Here is a 20,625-nt window from a genome sequence, read left to right as displayed (position 1 = left end):
AGATGCAAACGCATATTCATAGCGGGGTGTTGGCGGCCCCGGACTTTCGTTGAGAAATGGACGGTATTCCCGTGACAAACGGCACCCTTGAACGGCGCAGTAGCGAAAACGGCGGCATTGAACTGGGCTTGGACACCTTTGGTGACATCACCGTTGATGAGAACGGCGTACCCAAGCAGGCGGCGCACGTCATTCGCGACGTCGTCGAACAAGCCGTACTGGCCGACAAGCTGGGGCTGGACTACTTTGGCGTCGGCGAGCATCACCGTGGCGACTTTGCCATCTCCGCCCCGGACATGGTGCTGGCAGCCATCGCCGGGCAGACCGAGCGCATCCGACTGGGCTCGGCCGTGACAGTTCTCAGCTCGGATGACCCCATCCGGGTGTTCCAGCGTTTTTCCACGCTCGACGCCGTTTCCAACGGCCGCGCCGAGGTCATCCTGGGCCGTGGCTCCTTCACCGAGTCCTTCCCGTTGTTTGGCTTTGACCTGGCCAACTATGAGGAACTCTTTGAAGAGAAACTTGAACTGTTCAACGAGCTGCGCAAGCAGGGCCCCGTGACGTGGCGCGGCAACACCCGCCCCGCCCTCAGCGAACAAATGGTGTACCCGCACACCGAGTCAGGAACGCTGACGTCGTGGGTCGCCGTCGGTGGCAGCCCGCAGTCAGTGGTCCGGGCGGCGCAATACGGCATGCCGTTGATGTTGGCCATCATTGGCGGGGAGCCGCAGCAGTTTGCGCCATTTGCCGAGCTCTACCACCGGGCGCTGAAGGAATTTGGCCATCCAGTGCAGCCCATTGGGGTACATTCCCCCGGTCACATTGCTGAAACTGACCAGCAGGCCAAGGATGAGCTGTGGCCGCACTACCAAGCCATGCACAACCGCATTGGCCGTGACCGCGGCTGGCCGCCCTTGACCCGTGCAGAGTTTGACGTCACGGCAGGTCCGCGCGGCGCCCTGATGGTTGGCTCACCGGAAACTGTCGCCACCAAGATCACCACCGTGGCGAAGTCACTGGGGCTTTCACGCTTCGATCTGAAGTACAGCCACGGCACACTGCCTCACTTGGCCATGATGAAGAGCATTGAGCTCTACGCCACGAAGGTGGCCCCCATGGTGCGGGACAACCTCCGCGAAGGCTGAACCAGCTGTGATCTCGTTGAACTCCGTGCTGTTTTGGCCGTGACCGCCCGGTCAGTGTGCAGATAATGCGCTCCAGATCGATTCTGCGCACGGTTTGTTCCCCAATGTTGCGCCACCCTCAAAGTGGCGCAACATGTGGGCCTAACGGCACGCAGGCGCGTGGGCGGCTCAGCTCGGGTTGGCGCGCGGCCGCAGCCTCACGGCGGGCAGCACGGGGGCCGGCAAAGGAGCGTCCGTGAGGTGGCCCGGTAGACCGAAGTGGGGTCCGGCGTCGTCCATGGCAGCGTGCTCCACACCGATGACGCTCTGCCACGCGCGCCTGAAGGCAACAATCTCCTCGTGGGTGCGACCCACAAAGTTCCACCACATCACAATGGATTCCCCCAGCGGTGTCCCACCAATCAGCAAGAGTCGCACAGGATCGGGTCCAGCCACCATAGTCAGGCTCGCATGCCCGGGCCCCACATAGCCCAGCTCGGCGTAGGCCAGGGGCTGTCCCGCCACCGTCACCGTCCCCTCATCGACCAGAACGCCGTGCTCAAAGTCGGTCCGCACCTCCAACGTGAGGGTTGCACCGGCGTCGAGCAGGATCTCAGCTCCCAGCAGGGGCGTGAACGTGTGCACGGGCGAGACCTGACCGGCCAACACGCCCAAGAACACACGCAGCACGGCGCCGGGCAGACTCGCAGCGGCCGGGGCGTAGTGCGCAAAGGTGGGCTCCGTGAAGCGGGCCTCCGCGGGCAAGGCCACCCACAGCTGAGCGCCATGCAACATGGTGGTGGCGGCTGTGGAGTATTCGGAGTGGCTGATGCCCCGCCCCGCGGTCATCAGATTCAGCTCGCCGGGCCTGACCGTGGCGTGATATCCAGCACTATCGGCGTGCTCAATTTCGCCGGTGAATAGCCAGCTCACAGTTTGCAATCCCGTGTGCGGATGCGGTGGAACGGCCATGCCGCCTGTGGCCGCCACATTGTCCGGGCCATAGTGATCCAGGAAGCACCACGCCCCGATGAGGGACCGCTCACGCTGAGGAAGTGTCCGCCGGACAGGCATGGCGCGGGGGCCACCCAGTGGCACTTCACGGGGCTCCAGAACCTCCACAGTGCCCGGATTGCTGGGGCAGGTCAGTTCCGGGGGTGCCACTTCCAAGTTGCTCATGGGAAGTTACCTTTCAGTGCGTTCGGTCCCTGTGCCGAATTGTTGGCCACAGCCCCAGCGTAACGCTCGACACCCGCCTCGCAGCTGCCCTGCTACGGCTCCGCCGGACATCAGCTGAACAGGAAAAGTGTTGGGCGCGCCAAAAAAGCGTCGCAGCAGCATAAGGTTGTATAGACATGTTGCCGGGGTGCTTTCCGCGCTGCGGGCAGATGTGTGCCGGTTTTCCTATTAGACTTTTTTAGTCCGCAATTGCCCTCTTTAGATTGGACCGCGGGTGGATCTCACCTTCATGGTTGTGCTTGTCATAGCACTAGCCCTTTTCTTTGATTTTACGAATGGCTTTCATGACACCGCCAACGCAATGGCTACACCCATTGCCACAGGCGCCATCAAGCCCAAGACAGCCGTAGCATTGGCCGCGATTCTTAACCTTGTGGGAGCTTTCCTCTCCACTGAAGTGGCTAAGACCATCTCCGGCGGCATCATCAATGAGGGCGGGCCCAACGGTGTTGCCATCACCCCGGAGATGATCTTTGCCGGGTTGATGGGCGCAGTCCTGTGGAATTTGTTCACCTGGCTTCTTGGCCTGCCCTCAAGCTCCTCGCACGCCCTCTTCGGCGGGCTGATTGGCGCAGCCATTGTTGGCACCTGGTCCTTCGGGGCTGTGAACTTCATGGTGGTTCTCTCCAAGGTGCTGCTGCCGGCCCTGTTGGCGCCCACCATCGCCGGTCTGGTGGCCTACCTGTGCACCAAGATGGCCTATTCCATCACCAAGCGTTCGGACACCGATTCTGGTGACAAGCGCACCCAGAAACGTGGCGGGTTCCGCCGCGGCCAGGTCTTCAGCTCCTCGCTGGTGGCCTTGGCCCACGGCACCAACGACGCCCAGAAGACCATGGGTGTCATCACCTTGGTTCTGGTGGCGTCAGGTCTTCAGGAATCCGGCACCGGACCGCACTTCTGGGTCATTGCCACGTGCGCCATTGCCATCGCGGCCGGCACCTACGCCGGCGGTTGGCGCATCATCCGCACCCTGGGTTCGGGGCTGACAGACGTCAAGCCCGCCCAGGGATTCGCGGCCGAAACCAGCACGGCCACAGCCATTTTGGCCTCCAGCCACCTCGGTTTTGCCCTCTCCACCACGCACGTGGCCTCAGGCTCCGTCATTGGTTCAGGCCTTGGCCGCAAGGGTTCCACGGTTCGCTGGCGGGCCATTGGCAAGATCAGCCTGGCATGGCTGTTCACGCTCCCGGCCGCGGCATTCGTGGGTGGCCTGGCTGCCCTGCTGATCCGCACCGGCGCCGTGGGCATCGTCATTGTTGCTGTTCTGGGTTTGAGCGCCATCTCCATCATGTTTGTGCTGTCCCAGCGCGAAACCGTTGATCACAGCAATGCGATCAGCGATGTTGACGCCGTGGGCGAGGCTATGCACATTCCCAGCAAAAAGGAACGTGAACGCCTGGCCGCCAAGGCACGTGCGGCGGAAAAAACAGCTCAGAAGGCGGCCAAGCGTGCCGCCGAGGCTGCTGCCATCCGGGCCACCGCCCAAGCCGCACTGGACACGGCCGACACTGCCGTTTTGAAGGCCATGACCAAGGCCGCCGAGGCTCCCAAGGTCAAGGAAAAGGTTGGTGCGGCGCCCCTGGCCAAGGAGGAAGTTGTTGAGACTCCCTTGGGTACGGAAGAGACTGCCACCAAGAAGGGGAAGAAATGATCGACTGGCTCGGATTTGTCTCAGTAGCCCTGACCACCTTGGTGGGTGCCGGGTTCGTTGTTGTCATGTACTCCCTGGGCGTGCGCCTGACAGCCGTCAGCGGTGACGACGCTGACAACGTCAACCAGGCCGCCAAATGGGGCTCCTACGTGTGCTTCGGTTTCTGCGTATTAGCCGTTGCGCTCGGCATTGTCTTGATTGTGCCGCACCTGAACGAGCCGTTCTTTGCCATGCTGGACCGCTTGTTCTAAGAATCGCTGACAGCGTACGACGCCGGCCACTGACCTTTCGTTTTTCGCGGAAGGTCAGTGGCCGGCGTCGTGGGTGACGGGACGGGCGGGCTAGGCGTCCAGGATCATGTTGGTGATGCGGCAGGTGGAGAGCCGGCGGCCCAACTCATCTGTCATGACCACCTCGTGGGTGGCGAGGGTGCGGCCCAAGTGAATGGGTGTGGCCGTGCCGGTGACAAGACCCGCAACGGCGCCCCTGTGGTGTGTTGCATTGATCTCAATGCCCACTACTTTCTTGCCGGCGCCGGCATGGAAAGCTGCGGCGAAGGAGCCCAGCGTTTCGGCCAGAACCACGTGCGCGCCACCGTGCAGCAACCCCGTGACCTGGGTGTTGCCCTCCACCGGCATGGTGGCCACCATGGAGTCGACGCCCATGGTGGTGAACACGATGCCCATCTTCACCACCAGTGTCCCCACCCCATGGTGGCCCAAAACTTGATGGAATTCGGCAGGAATCCCTGCCGTCAATAGTTCAGCTGCCCGGGGATGCGGTGTGAAATTTTCGCTCATGATGACTAGGCTGACACTTGTGAGTGAATCTGCCAAAACGGCCCCCCAGTCCAGTGCACCAACCACCCCCGATTCCGGACTGTCGGAAGACGCAACGCCGCGCCTGTTGGTCATCGATGGCCACTCCATGGCTTTCAGGGCTTTCTATGCCATGCCGGTGGATAAGTTTGTGACCCAATCCGGTCAGCACACCAACGCCGTCCACGGTTTTACCGCCATGCTGCTGACCATGATCAAGGAACGCAAACCCTCCCATGTGGTGGTGGCCTTTGACCTGGACACGCCCACCTTCAGGTCGTTGGAGTACACCGAATACAAGGCCGGGCGCAACAAGACGCCCGAGGAGTTCTACGGCCAGATTGATCTGATCATCAAGGTCATGGCCGCCATGAACATCCCCACCATTTCGGTGGACGGCTTTGAAGCTGACGACATTATTGCCACCTTGTCCACCCAGGGTGAGGCTGCCGGCTGGGACGTCTTGGTCGTTTCCGGCGACCGTGACGCCTTCCAGCTCATCACCGACAAGGTTTCGGTGCTATACCCCACCAAGGGTATTTCCGCGATCCCGCCCATGGACGCCGCCTCCGTGGAGGCCAAATACTTTGTGCCGCCCAACAGGTACTCGGACCTGGCCGCCCTGGTGGGCGAAACCGCCGACAACCTCCCCGGGGTGCCCGGCGTCGGCCCCAAAACGGCAGCCAAATGGATCAACCAGTACGGCGGGCTCGAAGGCATCCTGGAGAATCTGGACGCCATTGGAGGCAAGGTGGGGGAGTCCCTGCGCGCGAATGTGGACGACGTCAAGCGCAACCGCCGCCTGAACCACCTGCTGCGTGACATGGACTTGCCCGTTCCGCTGGCGGAGATGGTGTTGCAGGCCCCGAACCGGGACGCCGTGGAGGAACTGTTCGATTCCCTTGAATTCAACCAACTGCGCAAACGCCTCTTTGACCTGTTCGGTGAGGCGGCGTCGGAGGACGACGGCGAGGCCCACGTAGTGCCCGCCCACCGCGTGGTCACCGAGGCTGCGCACCTCCAGGAGTGGTTGGCAGGGGAGGGCCTGTGCGCCATTGATGTTGTGAGCGAAAAGCTGGGGCTGGCACACGAAGCAGTCGCCGTCGCCGTGGTCCGTGCCGACTCTGCCGTTGTGGTGGACTTGCGCACGGCAGATTCGGCACTGGAATCGGCGTTGGCCAGCTGGCTGGAATCCGACACGCCCAAAGTGGTGCACGAATACAAGGAGGCGCTGAAAGCGCTGTCGGTGCGGGGCTTGTCCCTGACAGGTGTCAAGGACGACACCTCCTTGTCCGGCTACCTGATCCAACCCGATCGCCGCAGCTACGAACTCGCCGAACTGAGCCAGGTTCATTTGAAGGTCGGCTTCGAAGCGGGCGTGCAGGAGTCCAGCGGGCAACTTGATCTGGGTCTGAGCGAGGACACCTCCCTAGCCGATGCTGTGCAGCGCGGCTATGTGGCGTTGCTGCTCAGCGAGCACCTCGCCCCACAGCTGATCGAGCGTGGCGCGGCCGTGCTGTTGCGTGAGTTGGAGCTGCCTCTGGCGGCGGTTCTGGCGCGGATGGAATTGACGGGTATTGCCATTTCGCAGGAACGTTTGGCTGTCTTGCTGGCAGACTTCACGGCGGCCATGAACGCCGCCCAGAGCGCAGCCTATGCGGCCATTGGCCACGAAGTGAACCTTGGCTCACCCAAGCAGCTGCAGGAAGTCTTGTTTGAGGAACTGGGCCTGCCCAAGACCAAGAAGATCAAGACCGGCTACACCACTGATGCCGCCTCGCTGAAGGCGCTGCTGGAGAAGACCGGGCATGAGTTCCTGGCCCAGCTCATGGCGCACCGTGAAGCGTCCAAGCTGAAGCAAATGGTGGAGACCCTGAAGAAGTCCGTGGCCGAGGACGGGCGCATTCACACCACCTACGCGCAAAACGTGGCGGCCACGGGCCGGTTGTCCTCCAACAACCCCAACCTGCAAAACATCCCGGTCAGGACCGAAGAGGGACGCCGGGTCAGGGACATCTTCGTGGTCAGCGAAGGCTACGACTGTCTTCTGGCAGCCGACTACTCCCAGATTGAGATGCGCATCATGGCGCACCTTTCCGGGGACGCCGGACTGATCCAGGCCTATGCCGAGGGCGAGGACCTGCACCGCTATGTGGGCTCCCACGTATTTGGTGTGGCACCGGCGGAAGTCACCTCAGCCATGCGTTCGAAGGTCAAGGCCATGTCTTACGGCTTGGCCTATGGGTTGACCAGCTTCGGCCTCTCCAAGCAGCTGGAAATTTCCGTGGATGAGGCCCGGACCCTGGTCAAGGACTACTTCGACAGGTTCGGCGGGGTTCGCGACTACCTCCGCGGCGTGGTGGAACAAGCCCGCATTGACGGGTACACCTCAACCATTGAGGGCCGACGCCGCTACCTGCCCGATCTTTCCAGCCCCGACAGGCAACTGCGTGAACTCGCCGAACGCATCGCCTTGAACTCACCCATTCAGGGGTCAGCGGCGGACATCATGAAGCACGCCATGTTGGGTGTGGCTGCCGAGCTGAAACGTCAGGACCTCAAGTCCCGCATGCTCCTTCAGGTCCACGATGAATTGATCCTGGAAGTCTGGCCGGGAGAGCTGGAAACAGTCAAGGCCTTGGTCGTGGAGCAGATGGGTGCCGCAGCAGATTTGCTGGTTCCGCTGGAGGTTCAGCTGGGTCTGGGCGCCAGCTGGAACGACGCCGGGCACTAGTCCCCACGCCCTCCCCAGGTGCAGCCGCTGGCGCGTCTGCATCTGGGGCCCCTCGGGCGCGTGGGCCCAATCCGGCTCTCCCAGCAGTGGGCACAATCCGCTGAGTATTTGCCATTGCTTTTGTTCGTTTACGAAAGGTATCGCCGTGCCACAGAGTTATGAACCCGCCAGCAACCGGGCAGCCCGGTCCTTCCCCTATGAGCTGCGGACTTTTCCGTCGCGCCGTGTCGAGGGGAAGGTCTCTTCGGAACTGTCCAAGTGGGCCGATGCCGTTGCGCTGGGATTCCATGGGGATGTTCTCACCGATGAGGCGCTGACGTTCTACGTCACCAGCGAAGAAGTCGATGGCCGCATGGTCACCGGCGCGTACCTCATTGACGCCCAGCCGCCGGCGGGGGCTTGGGATGTGGAATACCCAGTTGCCACCTACGCCTACCACCGCAAAAGCTTGAATGTGGGTGCCGGTACGCTGCTACCGGTCCACCAGATCACCGCTGTGACAGTGCGTCCCAGCCATCGCCGTCGTGGCTTGTTGCGGGCCATGATGGACTCCGACTTGGCCCAGGCGAAAGCGGCAGGCATCCCCATAGCTGCGCTGACGGCGTCGGAAGCCACCATCTACGGACGGTTCGGGTTCGGCGTCGCAACTCACACCAGCAGCATCGAGGTGACAGTAAAGGGCGGGCTGGAATTCATCGTGCCCGCCGCCGCATCCGTGGGCGTGGTGGAAATCGCTGCGCTCGGCACTGTGCGGGACCTTCACAACCAGGTCTTCGAACGCGTTCATGCCAGCTCCTATGGGTCTATTGGCCGCCACGACATGTACAGGCTGGCCGCCGCAGGACAAGGCAACTACGGCGCCGTCGAACCGTTGAAGAACGTTCGGGCGGCGCTCCACTACGACGCTGCCGGGGCCGTGGACGGCTATGTGACGTACAAGCCCAGCGATGAGAAGAGCCGTTCGGCGGTGGAGATTGTGGACTTCCTGGCCGTCACGGACGGCGCATATTTGGCCCTGTGGAACTACCTGGGCTCTCTGGATCTCATTGACGTCATCACCTGGGACATGGCGCCCGTGGTGGACCCCTTGGAATGGGCCATGGCTGCCAAACGCGACTACAAGCGCACGGCCTCCGAGGACCATCTGTGGCTGCGCATTCTGGACACCCCCGGCGCCCTGGCCGCCCGTGAGTACGCCACCGACGGGTCCATCGTGATCCACATTGGCGACCCCCTAGGTCATGCCTCCGGGATCTTCCGGATCGAGGTGGCCCACGGCAAGGCCACTGTGACGCGCTGCCCCGAGGATGGTTCGGTGGAGGCCGAGCTGAGCATGGGCGTCAGCGAACTGTCCAGCCTGTACCTGGGCGGTGTCACGGCCAAGACGCTCCTTGCCGCGGGCCGCGTACGTGAAGGCAGCAGCGGAGCAGTGGGCGTGTTCGACGCCATGTTCGCGGCCCCGGAAACTGCCCACTGCATGACCAACTTCTAGCCGTCAGAACGTTGATGCACTGGAGGTTTTCGGGCGGGACCAGGCGCCGCGGCAACTTAGCCACAAAGTCGTGGCGGCCGCGCTGGAAGTGACCAGAAGCAAGGAGATCAGCACCAGCAATTGGATGAGCCCGGCATCCAGGGGAGCGGCTCCGCCTATGATCATGCCCACAAAAGCGCCCGGCAAGGTGACAAGTCCTGCGGTCCGGGTTTGGTCCAAGGTGGGCAAAACAGCCTCTCCAGCAACGGGTTTTGCCACCAGGGCGCGGGCTGCGTGCCACTCGAAACCCAACGCCACCGCCGCTTCCACTTCGCCGTGGCGAAGGGCTAATTCGTCGCGGATGCGCCGCCCGCTGAGCGTCACCGTAGACATGGCACCACCAATTTGTTGGCCAAGGATGGCAATGATCGCCAACGCATTGAACGGCAGCACGCCAACGGCAAACATCAGCGCAGCCGGCGGAATAACCCCGGTGGCCAAGGGAATCGCTGCCATCCACCAGCGCCCGTCGGCAGCAACCCGCCGTCCCGAAGTCCACACGGCCACCAAAAACATGAGCGCAACGAACGCAAACGCCCAGGCACCCCTGTTGGACAACCAAGCAATGACGAGCGCCACGGCCGCCAGTTGCACCAGCGCCCGAACGCCGGCCACAAGCATCTGCAGCGGGGAACGGCCCAGCGCTGTGCGCCACAGTACCGCCGCAAGAAGCAGAAAAATCGCCAACAGAACCCAGGTGCTCGGGCCCAGCCGCAAAAGAGTTGAATTGTCCACAAACGCAATTATCGCCGTCGAACACGGGTTTTGCGCTCCTTGACCCAAGCAACTAGACTAAATGGGCATGTCATGCGTGAATTCGAGCGGTTACCATCGCAAAGGATTTGTTCGTTGCGTGCATGATCTATCCGCAGGAACCCCTGCAACCATAATAATTCCGGACCCTGTCCAGCAAGACGCACCCTATGCGCGTAACTTGCTAGGGTTCGGCGAAACCAACTATCCACATCGGAGCCCCTACTACATGACCATCACGACCCCCGAGAAGACTAGTACCACTCCCGTCGTTGCCATTAACGACATTGGTACTGCTGAAGAATTCCTCGCCGCAGTAGATGCAACCATCAAGTACTTCAACGACGGCGACCTCGTCGAAGGTATCGTTGTCAAGGTTGATCGCGACGAAGTTCTGCTCGACATCGGTTACAAGACCGAAGGCGTCATCCCCTCCCGCGAGCTGTCCATCAAGCACGACGTTGATCCCGGAGACGTTGTCTCCGTTGGCGATCAGGTTGAAGCTTTGGTCCTCACGAAGGAAGACAAAGAAGGCCGTCTGATTCTCTCCAAGAAGCGCGCACAGTACGAGCGCGCCTGGGGCGACATCGAGAAGGTCAAGGAAGAAGATGGTGTCGTTACCGGTACCGTCATCGAGGTGGTCAAGGGTGGTCTTATCCTCGACATCGGCCTGCGCGGCTTCTTGCCCGCATCGCTGGTCGAAATGCGCCGTGTGCGCGACCTGGCTCCCTACATCGGTCAGCAGATCGAAGCCAAGATCATCGAGCTGGACAAGAACCGCAACAACGTTGTTCTTTCCCGCCGTGCCTGGCTCGAGCAGACCCAGTCCGAGGTTCGTTCCACGTTCCTCAACAAGCTGGAAAAGGGTCAGGTTCGTCCCGGCGTTGTTTCCTCCATCGTCAACTTCGGTGCATTCGTGGACCTTGGCGGCGTAGACGGTCTCGTTCACGTTTCCGAGCTGTCCTGGAAGCACATCGACCACCCGTCCGAGGTTGTCGAAGTTGGCCAGGAAGTCACCGTCGAGGTTCTCGAAGTGGATCTGGACCGCGAGCGTGTATCGCTCTCGCTCAAGGCTACGCAGGAAGACCCGTGGCAGACCTTCGCCCGCACCCACGCCCTCGGGCAGGTTGTACCGGGTAAGGTCACCAAGCTGGTTCCGTTCGGTGCGTTCGTTCGCGTCGAAGACGGCATCGAAGGCCTGGTTCACATCTCCGAGCTGGCAGTTCGCCACGTTGAGCTGGCCGAGCAGGTTGTCTCCGTTGGTGACGAGCTGTTCGTCAAGGTCATCGACATCGACCTGGAACGCCGCCGCATCTCGCTGTCCCTCAAGCAGGCCAACGAGGGTGTTGACGTCGACTCCACCGAGTTCGATCCGGCACTCTACGGCATGGTTGCTGAGTACGACGAAGAGGGCAACTACAAGTACCCGGAGGGCTTCGATTCCGAGTCCAACGAGTGGCTTGACGGCTACGAGAGCCAGCGCGCCGTCTGGGAGCAGCAGTACGCTGACGCTCAGACTCGCTGGGAAGCACACAAGAAGCAGGTTGCTGAGCACGCCGCAGAAGATGCAGCTGCCGATGGCGCCGGTGAAGGTGGCGAGTCCGCAGGGACTTCCTACTCCTCCGAGCCTGCTGCAGCCGAGACCGGTGCAGGCACCTTGGCTTCTGACGAAGCCCTTGCCGCATTGCGTGAGAAGCTGACCGGAAACTAATTTCCGCTCGTTGCTGACGTAGGTCAAAGAAGGCGGGTCCCCACTTCGGCGGGGGCCCGCTTTTTGCACGACGTACTCAGCGGACGGGCCATCACGAGCGAGTACTGGTGGGCGTTGCTGTCCGTTGTGGTGACGCACGTGGTTCTGGGTCTTCACGCCGCGACCCTCCATGACGCCGACATGAGCGGCTGGATGGAACTTAGAGTGGCGTGTCCACCCAGTCGACACCAACGGCGGCCAAGCTGCAGGCGCCTGCGGTGAGTGACGCCAGCCGGTCAACGGCCGCCACGATAACCTGCGTGTCATCGGCCATGGCCAGTCCAACATGGGTGTGTTCGGTGTCGTAGGTGTTGCCCGTCATGAGGTATCCGGCGGTGCGTAGCTCATTCTCCAGCCGGCCCGCGCGCGCATGGGGCACCGCCACCGTGAACAGCCTCAACCGCTCACGCCGCACCAGGGGTGCCGCGTCAATCGCCGAACTCACCGATTCGGAGTAGGCCCGAACCAGGCCACCGGCGCCCAGCAGAATCCCGCCAAAATAGCGTACGACGACGGCACACACGTCGCTGAGGTCGGCGGCACCACCGCTGCCCGCGCCGGACGCAGCACGCGTCTCACGTTTGACGAGGGCCTCCAGCATGGGGGTGCCGGCGGTGCCCGAGGGTTCGCCGTCGTCGTTAGATCGCTGCAGGTCACGGTCCGGGCCAACGACAAAGGCACTGCAATGATGTCGGGCGTCGTAGAATTCACGTCGCAACTCGGCCACCAGCGCGCGGGCGGCGGCCTCATCTTCAACCCGGCGGAGCACTGTGATGAACCGTGACCGTTTGATGCTCAGTTCGTGGCGGAAGTCCTGCCCCGCGGCGAGGGTGGCGTACGTGTTAGCACCACGGGTGGCCAACGGGGGTTCGGGTGTTTGGCTCACCAATTCAGTCTAGTGTGGAGTCATGCTTTCCTTGGGACTCACCGGCGGCATCGCTGCCGGCAAATCGCTTCTCGCCACCCGCTTCCGTGAGCTGGGCGCCGTGGTCATCGACGCCGACCAGCTCGCCCGGGAGGCCGTTGCCCCCGGCGCTGTGGGCCTGGCGGAGGTGGTAGCGCACTTTGGCCCGCACATCCTGCTGCCCGACGGGTCGCTGGACAGGCCGCTGCTGGGGTCATTGGTGTTCACCGATCCATCCGAACGGCAGACCCTCAACGCCATCATTCACCCGCGCGTGCGGGCCGCCGCACAAGCGCTAAAGAACGACGCAGGACCCGGCGCCATAGTGGTCCAGGACATCCCGCTGCTCGTCGAGACCGGGCAGGGCGCCAACTTTCACCTGGTGGTGGTGGTGCAGGCCTCCACCGGGACAAGGGTTGCGCGCATGATGGGCAACCGGGGCATGGCTAGAGCGGATGCACTGGCTCGGTTGGCCGCGCAGGCCAGCGACGAGGAGCGGGCTGCCGCCGCCGATGTCATCATTGTCAATGACGGTTCGCCGCAGCGGGCCCTGGCTGAACTTGACGCGTTATGGCATGGCCGGCTGCTGCCCTTCGCCGCCAACCTTGCCGCCGGGCTGCCGGCCTCCAACGTCGCCGGCACCACCTCGGCCCACACCGTCCCAGCCGATCCGAGCTGGCCGGCGCAAGCAGCACGCTTGGCTGCGCGGGTGAAGGCGGCTGTGGGGGAGTCGGCCGTATCGGTGGATCACGTGGGTGCAACATCCATTCCGGGGCAGGCGGCCCGCGATGTCGTGGAGCTGCACCTGCAGCTGCGCACGGCGGCGGACACGCCAGCTGCCACTGCGCCACTGGCTGGCGCTGGTTTTCCCTTGACCGGCCGGCTGGACGGGGGCGGGTCCCTGCATGTTTCGGCCGATCCTGGCAGGCCGGCAACTCTGGCCGTGGATGCTGCTTCGGTGTCGGCAGCAACTACACGTTAAATGCAGCGGGCCCCTTCCGTCCTGGGAAGGGGCCCGCCGCGACTAGCTAGTGGCTAGTACGTGGTGGTGGTCACGCCATTGTTGAGCAAAACAACGAACGCAATGACGTAGAAGATCGCCACGAGCGTGCCGAGGATGGTAAAGATCCAGCCCAGGATGACGCCAACGTTGGCCGGGGTGTTGGTGAAGCCGGCCTCTGTGGACTTCTTCTTGGCGATGATGGACACGATCAGTCCGGCCAGAGCGAAGACAAAGCACAAGACCAGGCCAATGATGCCCAGTGTCTTGCCCGGATCTTCGGCCGGTGCACCGTAGGGGGCGTTTGCGTAGGCGGGCTGGCCGTACTGCTGGGCCTGCTGCGTCTGCTGCTTATCGTACGGATTCTCGGGGGTGTTCTGCGTCATGATGTCCTCTCAAGGGCGGATGATGATAGTTGCTGATAATAGTTTTGCATGGCAGGAGCCAATTGCCGTGCATGTTGCATGGGGAGTCCTGCCCATGACATTTTTCTGTATGTGCCACAGGCGGCGCTATCAGGGGTAGCGTTAACTGCATGAGTCTTGCGCAAGAGATCAATCGTGTTGTGGCCCCCTTTGAAGTCATCAGTGAATTCCAGCCGGCCGGGGACCAACCGGCCGCCATCAAGGAACTCACCGAACGGATTAACAATGGCGAAAAGGATGTTGTGCTCCTTGGCGCCACAGGTACGGGAAAGTCGGCCACCACAGCGTGGCTGATTGAACAAGTTCAACGGCCCACACTGGTGCTGGTGCAAAACAAGACCCTTGCGGCCCAGCTGGCCAATGAGTTCCGGGAGCTGTTGCCCAACAACGCCGTCGAATATTTTGTCTCCTACTACGACTACTACCAGCCTGAAGCGTACGTGCCGCAGTCGGACACCTTCATTGAGAAGGACTCCTCCGTGAACGAGGAAGTGGAACGCCTACGGCACTCCGCCACCAATGCACTACTGACCCGCAGGGATGTCATTGTGGTGGCCACAGTGTCCTGTATTTACGGTTTGGGCACGCCGGAGGAGTATGTGGCAGGCATGGTCACCCTCACCCGCGGGGACCAGATGAACCGCGATGACCTGCTGCGCAAGTTTGTCAGCATGCAGTACACCCGCAATGACATTGATTTTCACCGCGGTACGTTCCGGGTGCGCGGGGACACAGTGGAGATCATTCCCATGTATGAAGAACAAGCCCTCCGGGTGGAATTCTTCGGCGACGAAGTCGAGAACATCTACACCCTGCACCCGCTCACGGGGGAGATCATCCGGGAAGAGAACGAGATGTACGTTTTCCCGGCGTCGCACTATGTGGCGGGCCCCGACCGGATGGCCCGTGCCGTCAAGCAAATAGAGGACGAGCTGGCCAGCCGCACCAAGGAGCTAGAAAGCCAGAACAAGCTGCTCGAAGCCCAGCGGCTGCGCATGCGCACCACCTATGACCTGGAAATGATGGAGCAGATGGGTTTCTGCAACGGCATTGAAAACTACTCACGGCATATTGACGGCCGCGACCAAGGCAGCGCCCCGCACTGTCTGATCGACTACTTCCCCGACGATTTCCTCATGGTCATTGACGAATCCCATGTGACGGTGCCACAGATTGGCGCCATGTATGAGGGCGACATGTCCCGCAAGCGCACACTCGTGGACCACGGATTCCGGCTGCCCTCAGCCATGGACAACAGGCCGCTGAAATGGGATGAGTTCCTCGAACGCGTGGGCCAGACCGTGTACCTGTCGGCAACACCCGGCAAGTACGAGCTGGGCAAGTCGGACGGGTATGTCCAACAGATCATTCGACCCACGGGCTTGATCGACCCGGAGATCATTGTTAAGCCGTCCCAGGATCAGATCAACGATCTCCTCGGTGAGATTCGCAAGCGGACCGCCAAGAACGAACGCGTCCTGGTCACCACCTTGACCAAGCGCATGTCGGAGGACTTGACCGACTATCTGCTGGGCAACGGGATCAAGGTTGAATACCTGCACTCGGATGTTGACACCCTGCGCCGGGTGGAGCTGCTGCGTGAGCTCCGGATGGGTGTTTTTGATGTACTGGTGGGCATCAACCTGCTCCGCGAAGGATTGGACCTGCCCGAGGTGTCCCTGGTCAGCATCCTTGACGCCGACAAGGAAGGCTTCCTGCGCTCGTCCACGTCACTGATCCAGACCATTGGACGCGCCGCCCGTAACGTCTCTGGTGAAGTTCACATGTACGCCGACAGGGTCACGGCATCCATGGAATTCGCCATCGACGAGACCAACAGGCGCCGCGAAATTCAGGTCGCCTACAACAAGAAACACGGCATTGATCCGCAACCGTTGCGCAAGAAGATTGCGGACATCACCGACCAGCTGGCGCGTGAGGATGCTGACACGGCAGCCTTGTTGGAGGAAGCAAGGGTCAAAAAGGTTGGTGCCGGCAAGAAGGCTGTCCGCAAGGACGGGTTGGCCTCCCGCCCCGCGGCGGAGCTGATCAGTCTCATCGAAGAGCTGACGGCACAGATGCACGGCGCGGCCGCCGACCTTCACTTCGAACTGGCGGCGCGCCTGCGCGATGAGGTCGGGGACTTGAAGAAGGAGCTCCGGCAAATGCGCGAGGCCGGCCACGCCTAACCCGCCGCATCCTCCCACGCCCTAGATTCTATGTCGCAGTTGTTACTCAAAAAAGTCGTAAGAAAGCGCTTGCCAATCCAACAACTGCGACACAGAACAGCGGGGGAGAGTGGGGGAGGTTACGCTTGCGGCGCACGCACCATGGCGAGCAGCTTCGCGAAGATGCCCTCGCCGTCGTCGGCTATCCCGTCGTGATGGAACTGGGCTGACTCCCACACTTGCAAGCCCTTGACGGCGGCAGCGGTGGCCAGGGAGATCTCCCTGTCCACATAGATGTCGTTTGTGTAGACGGCGGCCGCCACGGGCACGGTGTTGTTCAGCAACTGCTCACGGGAGTACAACTGTCCCCACCCTTCGGTGCGCTCCGCCAGCACCCCGGCAAGTTCACGCAGCGGGACCAGGGCGGGATCCTGTTCGAAGTACCAAGGGTAGATTGCCTCGCCGGTGAGCAGGGGCTCGGGCACGTCCGGGCGGAAGTCCGGGTTCTCGGCCAGGACCCTGGCCGCGGCCCACTTGCTGGGCTCATCCTGAACATAGATGGATTCGTGCATCAGCGCGTACAGTGGCTGGCTTGCCCTGCTGACCTGCGCCGACACCTGGGACAAGAAATTGTCCGACAACCTGTCACCGTCAACGGTGGGCGCAAACGCGTCCTCCAGCAGATAGTGGAGGCCGTCAAAGCGAGTGTTGCCCCCCAGATAGTTCCCCAGCATTTGCAGCCGTTCCGGGGTGAGCCGTTCACCCGTGGGCAGGAATTCGGACACGGCCACCACGTGGCGCATGATCCGGGTGACCTGCGCCCGGTCCTGCGGGTACTTGGCGAAGTATTCTGTATTGCGGCGGCGCAATCGCTCAAACGTGGCCTGATAAACCCGGTCGGCCGGCCCGTCCAGGGGCCCCAAGCCTCCCGTGATGAGAGCCTCCTTCACGCCGTGCGGGGCAAAGGAAAGGTACGTCAAGGCGCAAAAGCCGCCATAGCTTTGGCCGAACAAGGTCCACGGCCCGGAACCCAACGCGGCCCGAATCAGCTCCGCATCGGCCACAATGTCCGTGGCCCTAAAATGCGACAAGTAGTCGGCTTGGGCGTGAACGTCGCCGGCGGCCGGCAACGTTTGCCGTGTGGCCGGCGTGGACAGTCCGGTGCCGCGCTGATCGAGCATCAACACGCGGAAGTGTGCTGTGGCTTCTGCCAGCCAGCCGCCGAGCGCCGTTGGCCTATTGCCCCGTCCGCCCGGACCGCCTTGCAGGAACAGCAACCACGGCAGCTCCTCCGCGTTCGCGCGGTCATTGCGCAGTTCCCTGGCAAACAGCTCAATGCTTGGCCCCGACGGGTTGGCGTGGTCCAAGGGGGCCGTGAACCAGTGGTCACGGATCCGCACCCCTCTGATGTTGTACGGCTCCGAGACGCTCATGCCCGAGCCTCCGCAGTGATCTGCTGCGCCGCACCAAAGGCCTCCATCGCGGCACCGTCCAGACGGTATACGTGCCAACCGTCCATGGGGGCAGCCCCCAGGGACTTGTAAAAGTTGATGGCTGGTTCATTCCAGTCCAGCACACTCCACTCGACCCGGGCGTAGCCGCGTTCCACAGCGATCTGCGCCAGGGTGCGCAGCAGAGCCTTGCCGTGGCCGCCGCCGCGGATTTCCGGGCGCACATACAAGTCCTTGAGATGAATGCCGAGGGTACCTTCCCACGTCGAGTAGTTCAGGAACCACAACGCGAACCCAACAATGGGTTCACCGGGCTGCCCGGCATCCACGACGTGGGCAAAGATCTGCGGATTGTCACCAAAAAGGTTGGCGTGCAGCATCTCCACGGTGTTCTTCACGGCATCGGGCTCTTTTTCATAAACAGCCAGATCGTGAATCATGCCTAGGATTTCGGGGACATCGGAGGGCTCAGCTGTGCGTATGAAACTCATACCTTGAGCTTAGCGCGCGCCTTACATTCGGCTAAAGTCCTTGAAGAGCACGACGGCGGACCCGGCCTCGTTGGACGCGTCAAGGTCCACTGTGGCCGTCATGGACCAGTCGTGGTTGGCCTCGGGGTCCACAATGGTCTGGCGCACCGTCCAGCTGTCGTCACCCGCGGTGATCGTCAGCAGCGCCGGTCCACGGGCGGCCGGGCCCGATTCGATGAATTCGTGTTCGTCCCAGTACTCGTCCAGGGCGTCGGCCCAGCGATCCGCATCCCAGCCGTGGTCGGCGTCGAGCGCCCCCAACGCCGCAAAGTCATCATCGGCTGCCAGCTCAACCCGGCGGAACATCTCATTGCGGACCATGACGCGGAAGGCACGCTGATTGTCCGTCAGCTTGGGTGGGACAGGCGGGAGGGAGGATTCCTGGGCCAGGGTGGCGCCGTCGCTGGCGTCACCGGCGGTCATCTTTTCCCACTCGTCCAGCAGGCTCGAGTCAACCTGGCGGACCAGCTCGCCCAGCCAGGAGATGATGTCCTCAAGGTCCCCGCGGAGGGCGTCCTGGGGAACGGTTTGGCGCAGCGCCTTGTACGCGTCGGTGAGGTAGCGCAGCACGATGCCCTCGGAGCGGGCCAGCGAATAGTACTGGACGTACTCACCAAAGTTCATGGCGCGCTCGTACATGTCGCGGATGATCGACTTGGGGCTCAGCTCGAAGTCGCCCACCCACGGTGATGCCTTGCGATAGACCTCAAAGGCACCAAAAAGCAGCTCCGACAGCGGCATGGGGTAGGTGACCTCATCCAGGATGGCCATTCGCTCGTCGTACTCGATGCCCTCGCTCTTCATGGCGGCAACCTTTTCGGTGCGTTCACGTTTGAGCTGGGCGGAGAGGATTTGGCGTGGCTTCTCCAGGGTTGCCTCAATGACGGAGATGACATCGAGGGCGTAGCTGGGCGATTCGGGGTCCAGCAGGTCCAGTGCGGCCAGTGCGAACGGGGAGAGGGGCTGGTTCAAGGCAAAGTTCATTTGCAGGTGCACCGTCAGGCGCACAGTACGGCCGTCGGCTTCCAGCTCGTCCTCGGGAATCCGCTCCACCACACCGGCGCCGAGCAGTTCACGGTACATGCCAATGGCCTTGCGCATCAGGGCGCGCTGCTTCGACGGCGATTCATGGTTTTGCGTGAGCAGCGTCTTGGCGGCCAGGAAGGGATCCCCGGGGCGTTCGAGCAGGTTCAACAACATGGCGTGGGTGATGGTGAAACTGGACGTCAACGGTTCCGGCACGGATTCCACCAAACGGGTGAACGTCGGCTCGCCCCAGCTGACAAAACCCGCCATGGGCTTCTTCTTGACTACTTGGCGCAGCTTCTTTTGGTCATCGCCAAACTTCGCCACGGCCTTGGCCATGGACTTGGTGTTTTCAATGACGTGATCCGGCGCCTGCACAATGACCGTGCCGGCGGTGTCGTAGCCTGCCCGGCCGGCGCGGCCTGCAATCTGCTGGAACTCACGCACCTGCAAAACGCGCGTCCGCACGCCGTCGTACTTGCTCAAGGCCGTCAAGAGCACCGTGCGGATGGGCACGTTGATGCCAACACCCAAGGTGTCGGTGCCGCAAATGACCTTCAGCAGCCCGGCCTGGGCCAACTGCTCCACCAGGCGGCGGTACTTGGGCAGCATGCCTGCGTGGTGTACGCCGATGCCGTGCCGGACCAGCCGGTTGAGGGTCTTGCCGAACCCTGCGGAGAAGCGGAAACCGGCGATCAGATCATTGATTTTGTCCTTCTCTTCGCGGGTGCACACATTGATGCTCATGAGGTTCTGGGCCCTGTCGATGGCCTCGGCCTGGCTGAAGTGCACCACGTAGACGGGGACCTGCTTGGTGGCCAGCAGCTCCTCCAGGGACTCGTGCACACCCGTCTGCACGTAGTAGTAGTGCAAGGGGATGGGCCGCTCACTCGAGGAAACGGTGGTGGTGTCGCGGTTGGTCAGCTCCGTCAGCTCACGCTCAAAGCGGCTGACCTCGCCCAAGGTGGCGCTCATGAGCAGGAACTGGGACTGCGCCAGCTCCAACAACGGCAGCTGCCACGCCCAGCCCCGCTGCGGGTCTGAGTAGTAGTGGAACTCGTCCATGATCACCACGCCAACGTCGGCGTTGTCACCCTCGCGCAGGGCAATGTTGGCCAGAATTTCTGCCGTGCAGCAAATGATGGGAGCGTCCTGGTTGACCGAGGAGTCGCCGGTGATCATGCCAACGTTCTCGGCACCGAAGATCTCGCACAGGGCAAAGAACTTCTCGGACACCAGAGCCTTGATGGGGGCCGTGTAGTAGCTGGCAGCGCCGCGGGCCATGGCGTTGAAGTGGGCGGCGATGGCCACCATCGACTTGCCGGAGCCTGTGGGCGTGGACAGGATGACGTTGTTGCCGCTGACCAGCTCCAATGCTGCTTCTTCTTGGGCCGGGTACAGCTCAATGCCCTTGTCCAGGGTCCATTCCAAAAACGCGTCTAAAACGTCGTCATCGGAGGAGGTTTGCGGATTCAAGGTAGCAAGCTGTTCAAGAAGATTCATGGTGTTCCCAGCTTA

General features: G+C 62.2%; 16 protein-coding genes. 8 read left to right on the top strand and 8 right to left on the bottom strand.

Annotated features, from left to right (window positions below; genetic code table 11):
* Positions 1–56 precede the first annotated feature (56 nt).
* Positions 57–1,145, top strand: a complete 1,089-nt coding sequence (locus ACX80E_RS05415) for an LLM class flavin-dependent oxidoreductase (protein WP_459300886.1) — start codon at positions 57–59, stop codon at positions 1,143–1,145.
* 168 nt (positions 1,146–1,313) lie between these two features.
* Here the strand turns inward: ACX80E_RS05415 and ACX80E_RS05410 are convergent, their stop codons facing one another.
* Positions 1,314–2,303 (bottom strand): pirin family protein, encoded by a 990-nt coding sequence (locus tag ACX80E_RS05410; protein WP_459300885.1) that lies wholly within the window; start codon positions 2,301–2,303, stop codon positions 1,314–1,316.
* A 274-nt stretch (positions 2,304–2,577) separates the two neighbouring features.
* Between ACX80E_RS05410 and ACX80E_RS05405 the strand changes: the two genes are divergently transcribed.
* Positions 2,578–4,017 (top strand): inorganic phosphate transporter, encoded by a 1,440-nt coding sequence (locus ACX80E_RS05405; RefSeq protein ID WP_459300884.1) that lies wholly within the window; start codon positions 2,578–2,580, stop codon positions 4,015–4,017.
* Entirely contained in the window at positions 4,014–4,268 is a 255-nt protein-coding gene (locus ACX80E_RS05400) for a hypothetical protein (RefSeq protein ID WP_459300883.1), read from the top strand. The genes ACX80E_RS05405 and ACX80E_RS05400 overlap by 4 nt, the downstream gene beginning before the upstream one ends.
* Before the next feature lie 90 nt (positions 4,269–4,358).
* Here ACX80E_RS05400 and ACX80E_RS05395 read toward each other — a convergent pair whose 3' ends face one another.
* Positions 4,359–4,817: a hotdog fold thioesterase gene (locus ACX80E_RS05395; protein ID WP_459300882.1), complete on the bottom strand. Its 459-nt coding sequence runs from the start codon at positions 4,815–4,817 to the stop codon at positions 4,359–4,361.
* Between the two features lies 1 nt (position 4,818).
* Between ACX80E_RS05395 and polA the strand changes: the two genes are divergently transcribed.
* Together polA and ACX80E_RS05385 are read left to right on the top strand one after the other, a co-directional pair.
* Positions 4,819–7,569: a DNA polymerase I gene (polA, locus tag ACX80E_RS05390; protein WP_459300932.1), complete on the top strand. Its 2,751-nt coding sequence runs from the start codon at positions 4,819–4,821 to the stop codon at positions 7,567–7,569.
* A 145-nt stretch (positions 7,570–7,714) separates the two neighbouring features.
* Positions 7,715–9,061: a GNAT family N-acetyltransferase gene (locus ACX80E_RS05385; protein ID WP_459300881.1), complete on the top strand. Its 1,347-nt coding sequence runs from the start codon at positions 7,715–7,717 to the stop codon at positions 9,059–9,061.
* Between the two features lie 3 nt (positions 9,062–9,064).
* On the opposite strand, the gene ACX80E_RS05380 is transcribed toward ACX80E_RS05385, so the two are convergent.
* Positions 9,065–9,835: an ABC transporter permease gene (locus tag ACX80E_RS05380; RefSeq protein ID WP_459300880.1), complete on the bottom strand. Its 771-nt coding sequence runs from the start codon at positions 9,833–9,835 to the stop codon at positions 9,065–9,067.
* A gap of 247 nt (positions 9,836–10,082) precedes the next feature.
* Here ACX80E_RS05380 and rpsA point away from each other — a divergent pair, with 247 nt between their 5' ends.
* Positions 10,083–11,564: a 30S ribosomal protein S1 gene (gene rpsA / locus ACX80E_RS05375; protein WP_459300879.1), complete on the top strand. Its 1,482-nt coding sequence runs from the start codon at positions 10,083–10,085 to the stop codon at positions 11,562–11,564.
* A 199-nt stretch (positions 11,565–11,763) separates the two neighbouring features.
* Here rpsA and ACX80E_RS05370 read toward each other — a convergent pair whose 3' ends face one another.
* Positions 11,764–12,489, bottom strand: a complete 726-nt coding sequence (locus ACX80E_RS05370; protein ID WP_459300878.1) for an IMPACT family protein — start codon at positions 12,487–12,489, stop codon at positions 11,764–11,766.
* Between the two features lie 22 nt (positions 12,490–12,511).
* On the opposite strand from ACX80E_RS05370, the gene coaE reads away from it, so the two are divergent.
* Positions 12,512–13,489 (top strand): dephospho-CoA kinase, encoded by a 978-nt coding sequence (gene coaE, locus ACX80E_RS05365; RefSeq protein ID WP_459300877.1) that lies wholly within the window; start codon positions 12,512–12,514, stop codon positions 13,487–13,489.
* A gap of 53 nt (positions 13,490–13,542) precedes the next feature.
* Here the strand turns inward: coaE and ACX80E_RS05360 are convergent, their stop codons facing one another.
* Positions 13,543–13,893, bottom strand: a complete 351-nt coding sequence (locus ACX80E_RS05360) for a DUF4190 domain-containing protein (protein WP_459300876.1) — start codon at positions 13,891–13,893, stop codon at positions 13,543–13,545.
* Positions 13,894–14,042: 149 nt separating this feature from the next.
* On the opposite strand from ACX80E_RS05360, the gene uvrB reads away from it, so the two are divergent.
* Entirely contained in the window at positions 14,043–16,121 is a 2,079-nt protein-coding gene (gene uvrB / locus ACX80E_RS05355; protein WP_459300875.1) for an excinuclease ABC subunit UvrB, read from the top strand.
* Positions 16,122–16,240: 119 nt separating this feature from the next.
* Here the strand turns inward: uvrB and ACX80E_RS05350 are convergent, their stop codons facing one another.
* From ACX80E_RS05350 to ACX80E_RS05340, 3 genes are read right to left on the bottom strand one after another with little or no spacing between them, the layout of a single operon-like run.
* Positions 16,241–17,533: an alpha/beta fold hydrolase gene (locus tag ACX80E_RS05350; RefSeq protein ID WP_459300874.1), complete on the bottom strand. Its 1,293-nt coding sequence runs from the start codon at positions 17,531–17,533 to the stop codon at positions 16,241–16,243.
* On the bottom strand, positions 17,530–18,042 hold the full coding sequence (locus tag ACX80E_RS05345; RefSeq protein WP_459300873.1) for a GNAT family N-acetyltransferase: 513 nt from the start codon (positions 18,040–18,042) through the stop codon (positions 17,530–17,532). Before ACX80E_RS05345 ends, ACX80E_RS05350 begins: the two co-directional genes overlap by 4 nt.
* Before the next feature lie 21 nt (positions 18,043–18,063).
* Entirely contained in the window at positions 18,064–20,610 is a 2,547-nt protein-coding gene (locus ACX80E_RS05340; protein ID WP_459300872.1) for a DEAD/DEAH box helicase, read from the bottom strand.
* Between the last annotated feature and the right edge of the window lie 15 nt (positions 20,611–20,625).

It is taken from the genome of Arthrobacter sp. TMN-49 (genome assembly GCF_054511095.1).
The sequence above is the reverse complement of the archived record's forward strand: the minus strand, read 5'-3'. Positions and strand labels throughout refer to the sequence as shown.

Excerpts from the sequence above, each read along its gene's own strand:
- ACX80E_RS05415 (WP_459300886.1), top strand. The coding sequence starts at position 57 with ATGGACGGTATTCCCGTGACAAACGGCACCCTTGAACGGCGCAGTAGC.
- ACX80E_RS05410 (WP_459300885.1), bottom strand. The coding sequence starts at position 2,303 with ATGAGCAACTTGGAAGTGGCACCCCCGGAACTGACCTGCCCCAGCAAT.
- ACX80E_RS05400 (WP_459300883.1), top strand. The coding sequence starts at position 4,014 with ATGATCGACTGGCTCGGATTTGTCTCAGTAGCCCTGACCACCTTGGTG.
- ACX80E_RS05395 (WP_459300882.1), bottom strand. The coding sequence starts at position 4,817 with ATGAGCGAAAATTTCACACCGCATCCCCGGGCAGCTGAACTATTGACG.
- polA (WP_459300932.1), top strand. The coding sequence starts at position 4,819 with ATGACTAGGCTGACACTTGTGAGTGAATCTGCCAAAACGGCCCCCCAG.
- rpsA (WP_459300879.1), top strand. The coding sequence starts at position 10,083 with ATGACCATCACGACCCCCGAGAAGACTAGTACCACTCCCGTCGTTGCC.
- coaE (WP_459300877.1), top strand. The coding sequence starts at position 12,512 with ATGCTTTCCTTGGGACTCACCGGCGGCATCGCTGCCGGCAAATCGCTT.
- ACX80E_RS05360 (WP_459300876.1), bottom strand. The coding sequence starts at position 13,893 with ATGACGCAGAACACCCCCGAGAATCCGTACGATAAGCAGCAGACGCAG.
- uvrB (WP_459300875.1), top strand. The coding sequence starts at position 14,043 with ATGAGTCTTGCGCAAGAGATCAATCGTGTTGTGGCCCCCTTTGAAGTC.
- ACX80E_RS05350 (WP_459300874.1), bottom strand. The coding sequence starts at position 17,533 with ATGAGCGTCTCGGAGCCGTACAACATCAGAGGGGTGCGGATCCGTGAC.
- ACX80E_RS05345 (WP_459300873.1), bottom strand. The coding sequence starts at position 18,042 with ATGAGTTTCATACGCACAGCTGAGCCCTCCGATGTCCCCGAAATCCTA.
- ACX80E_RS05340 (WP_459300872.1), bottom strand. The coding sequence starts at position 20,610 with ATGAATCTTCTTGAACAGCTTGCTACCTTGAATCCGCAAACCTCCTCC.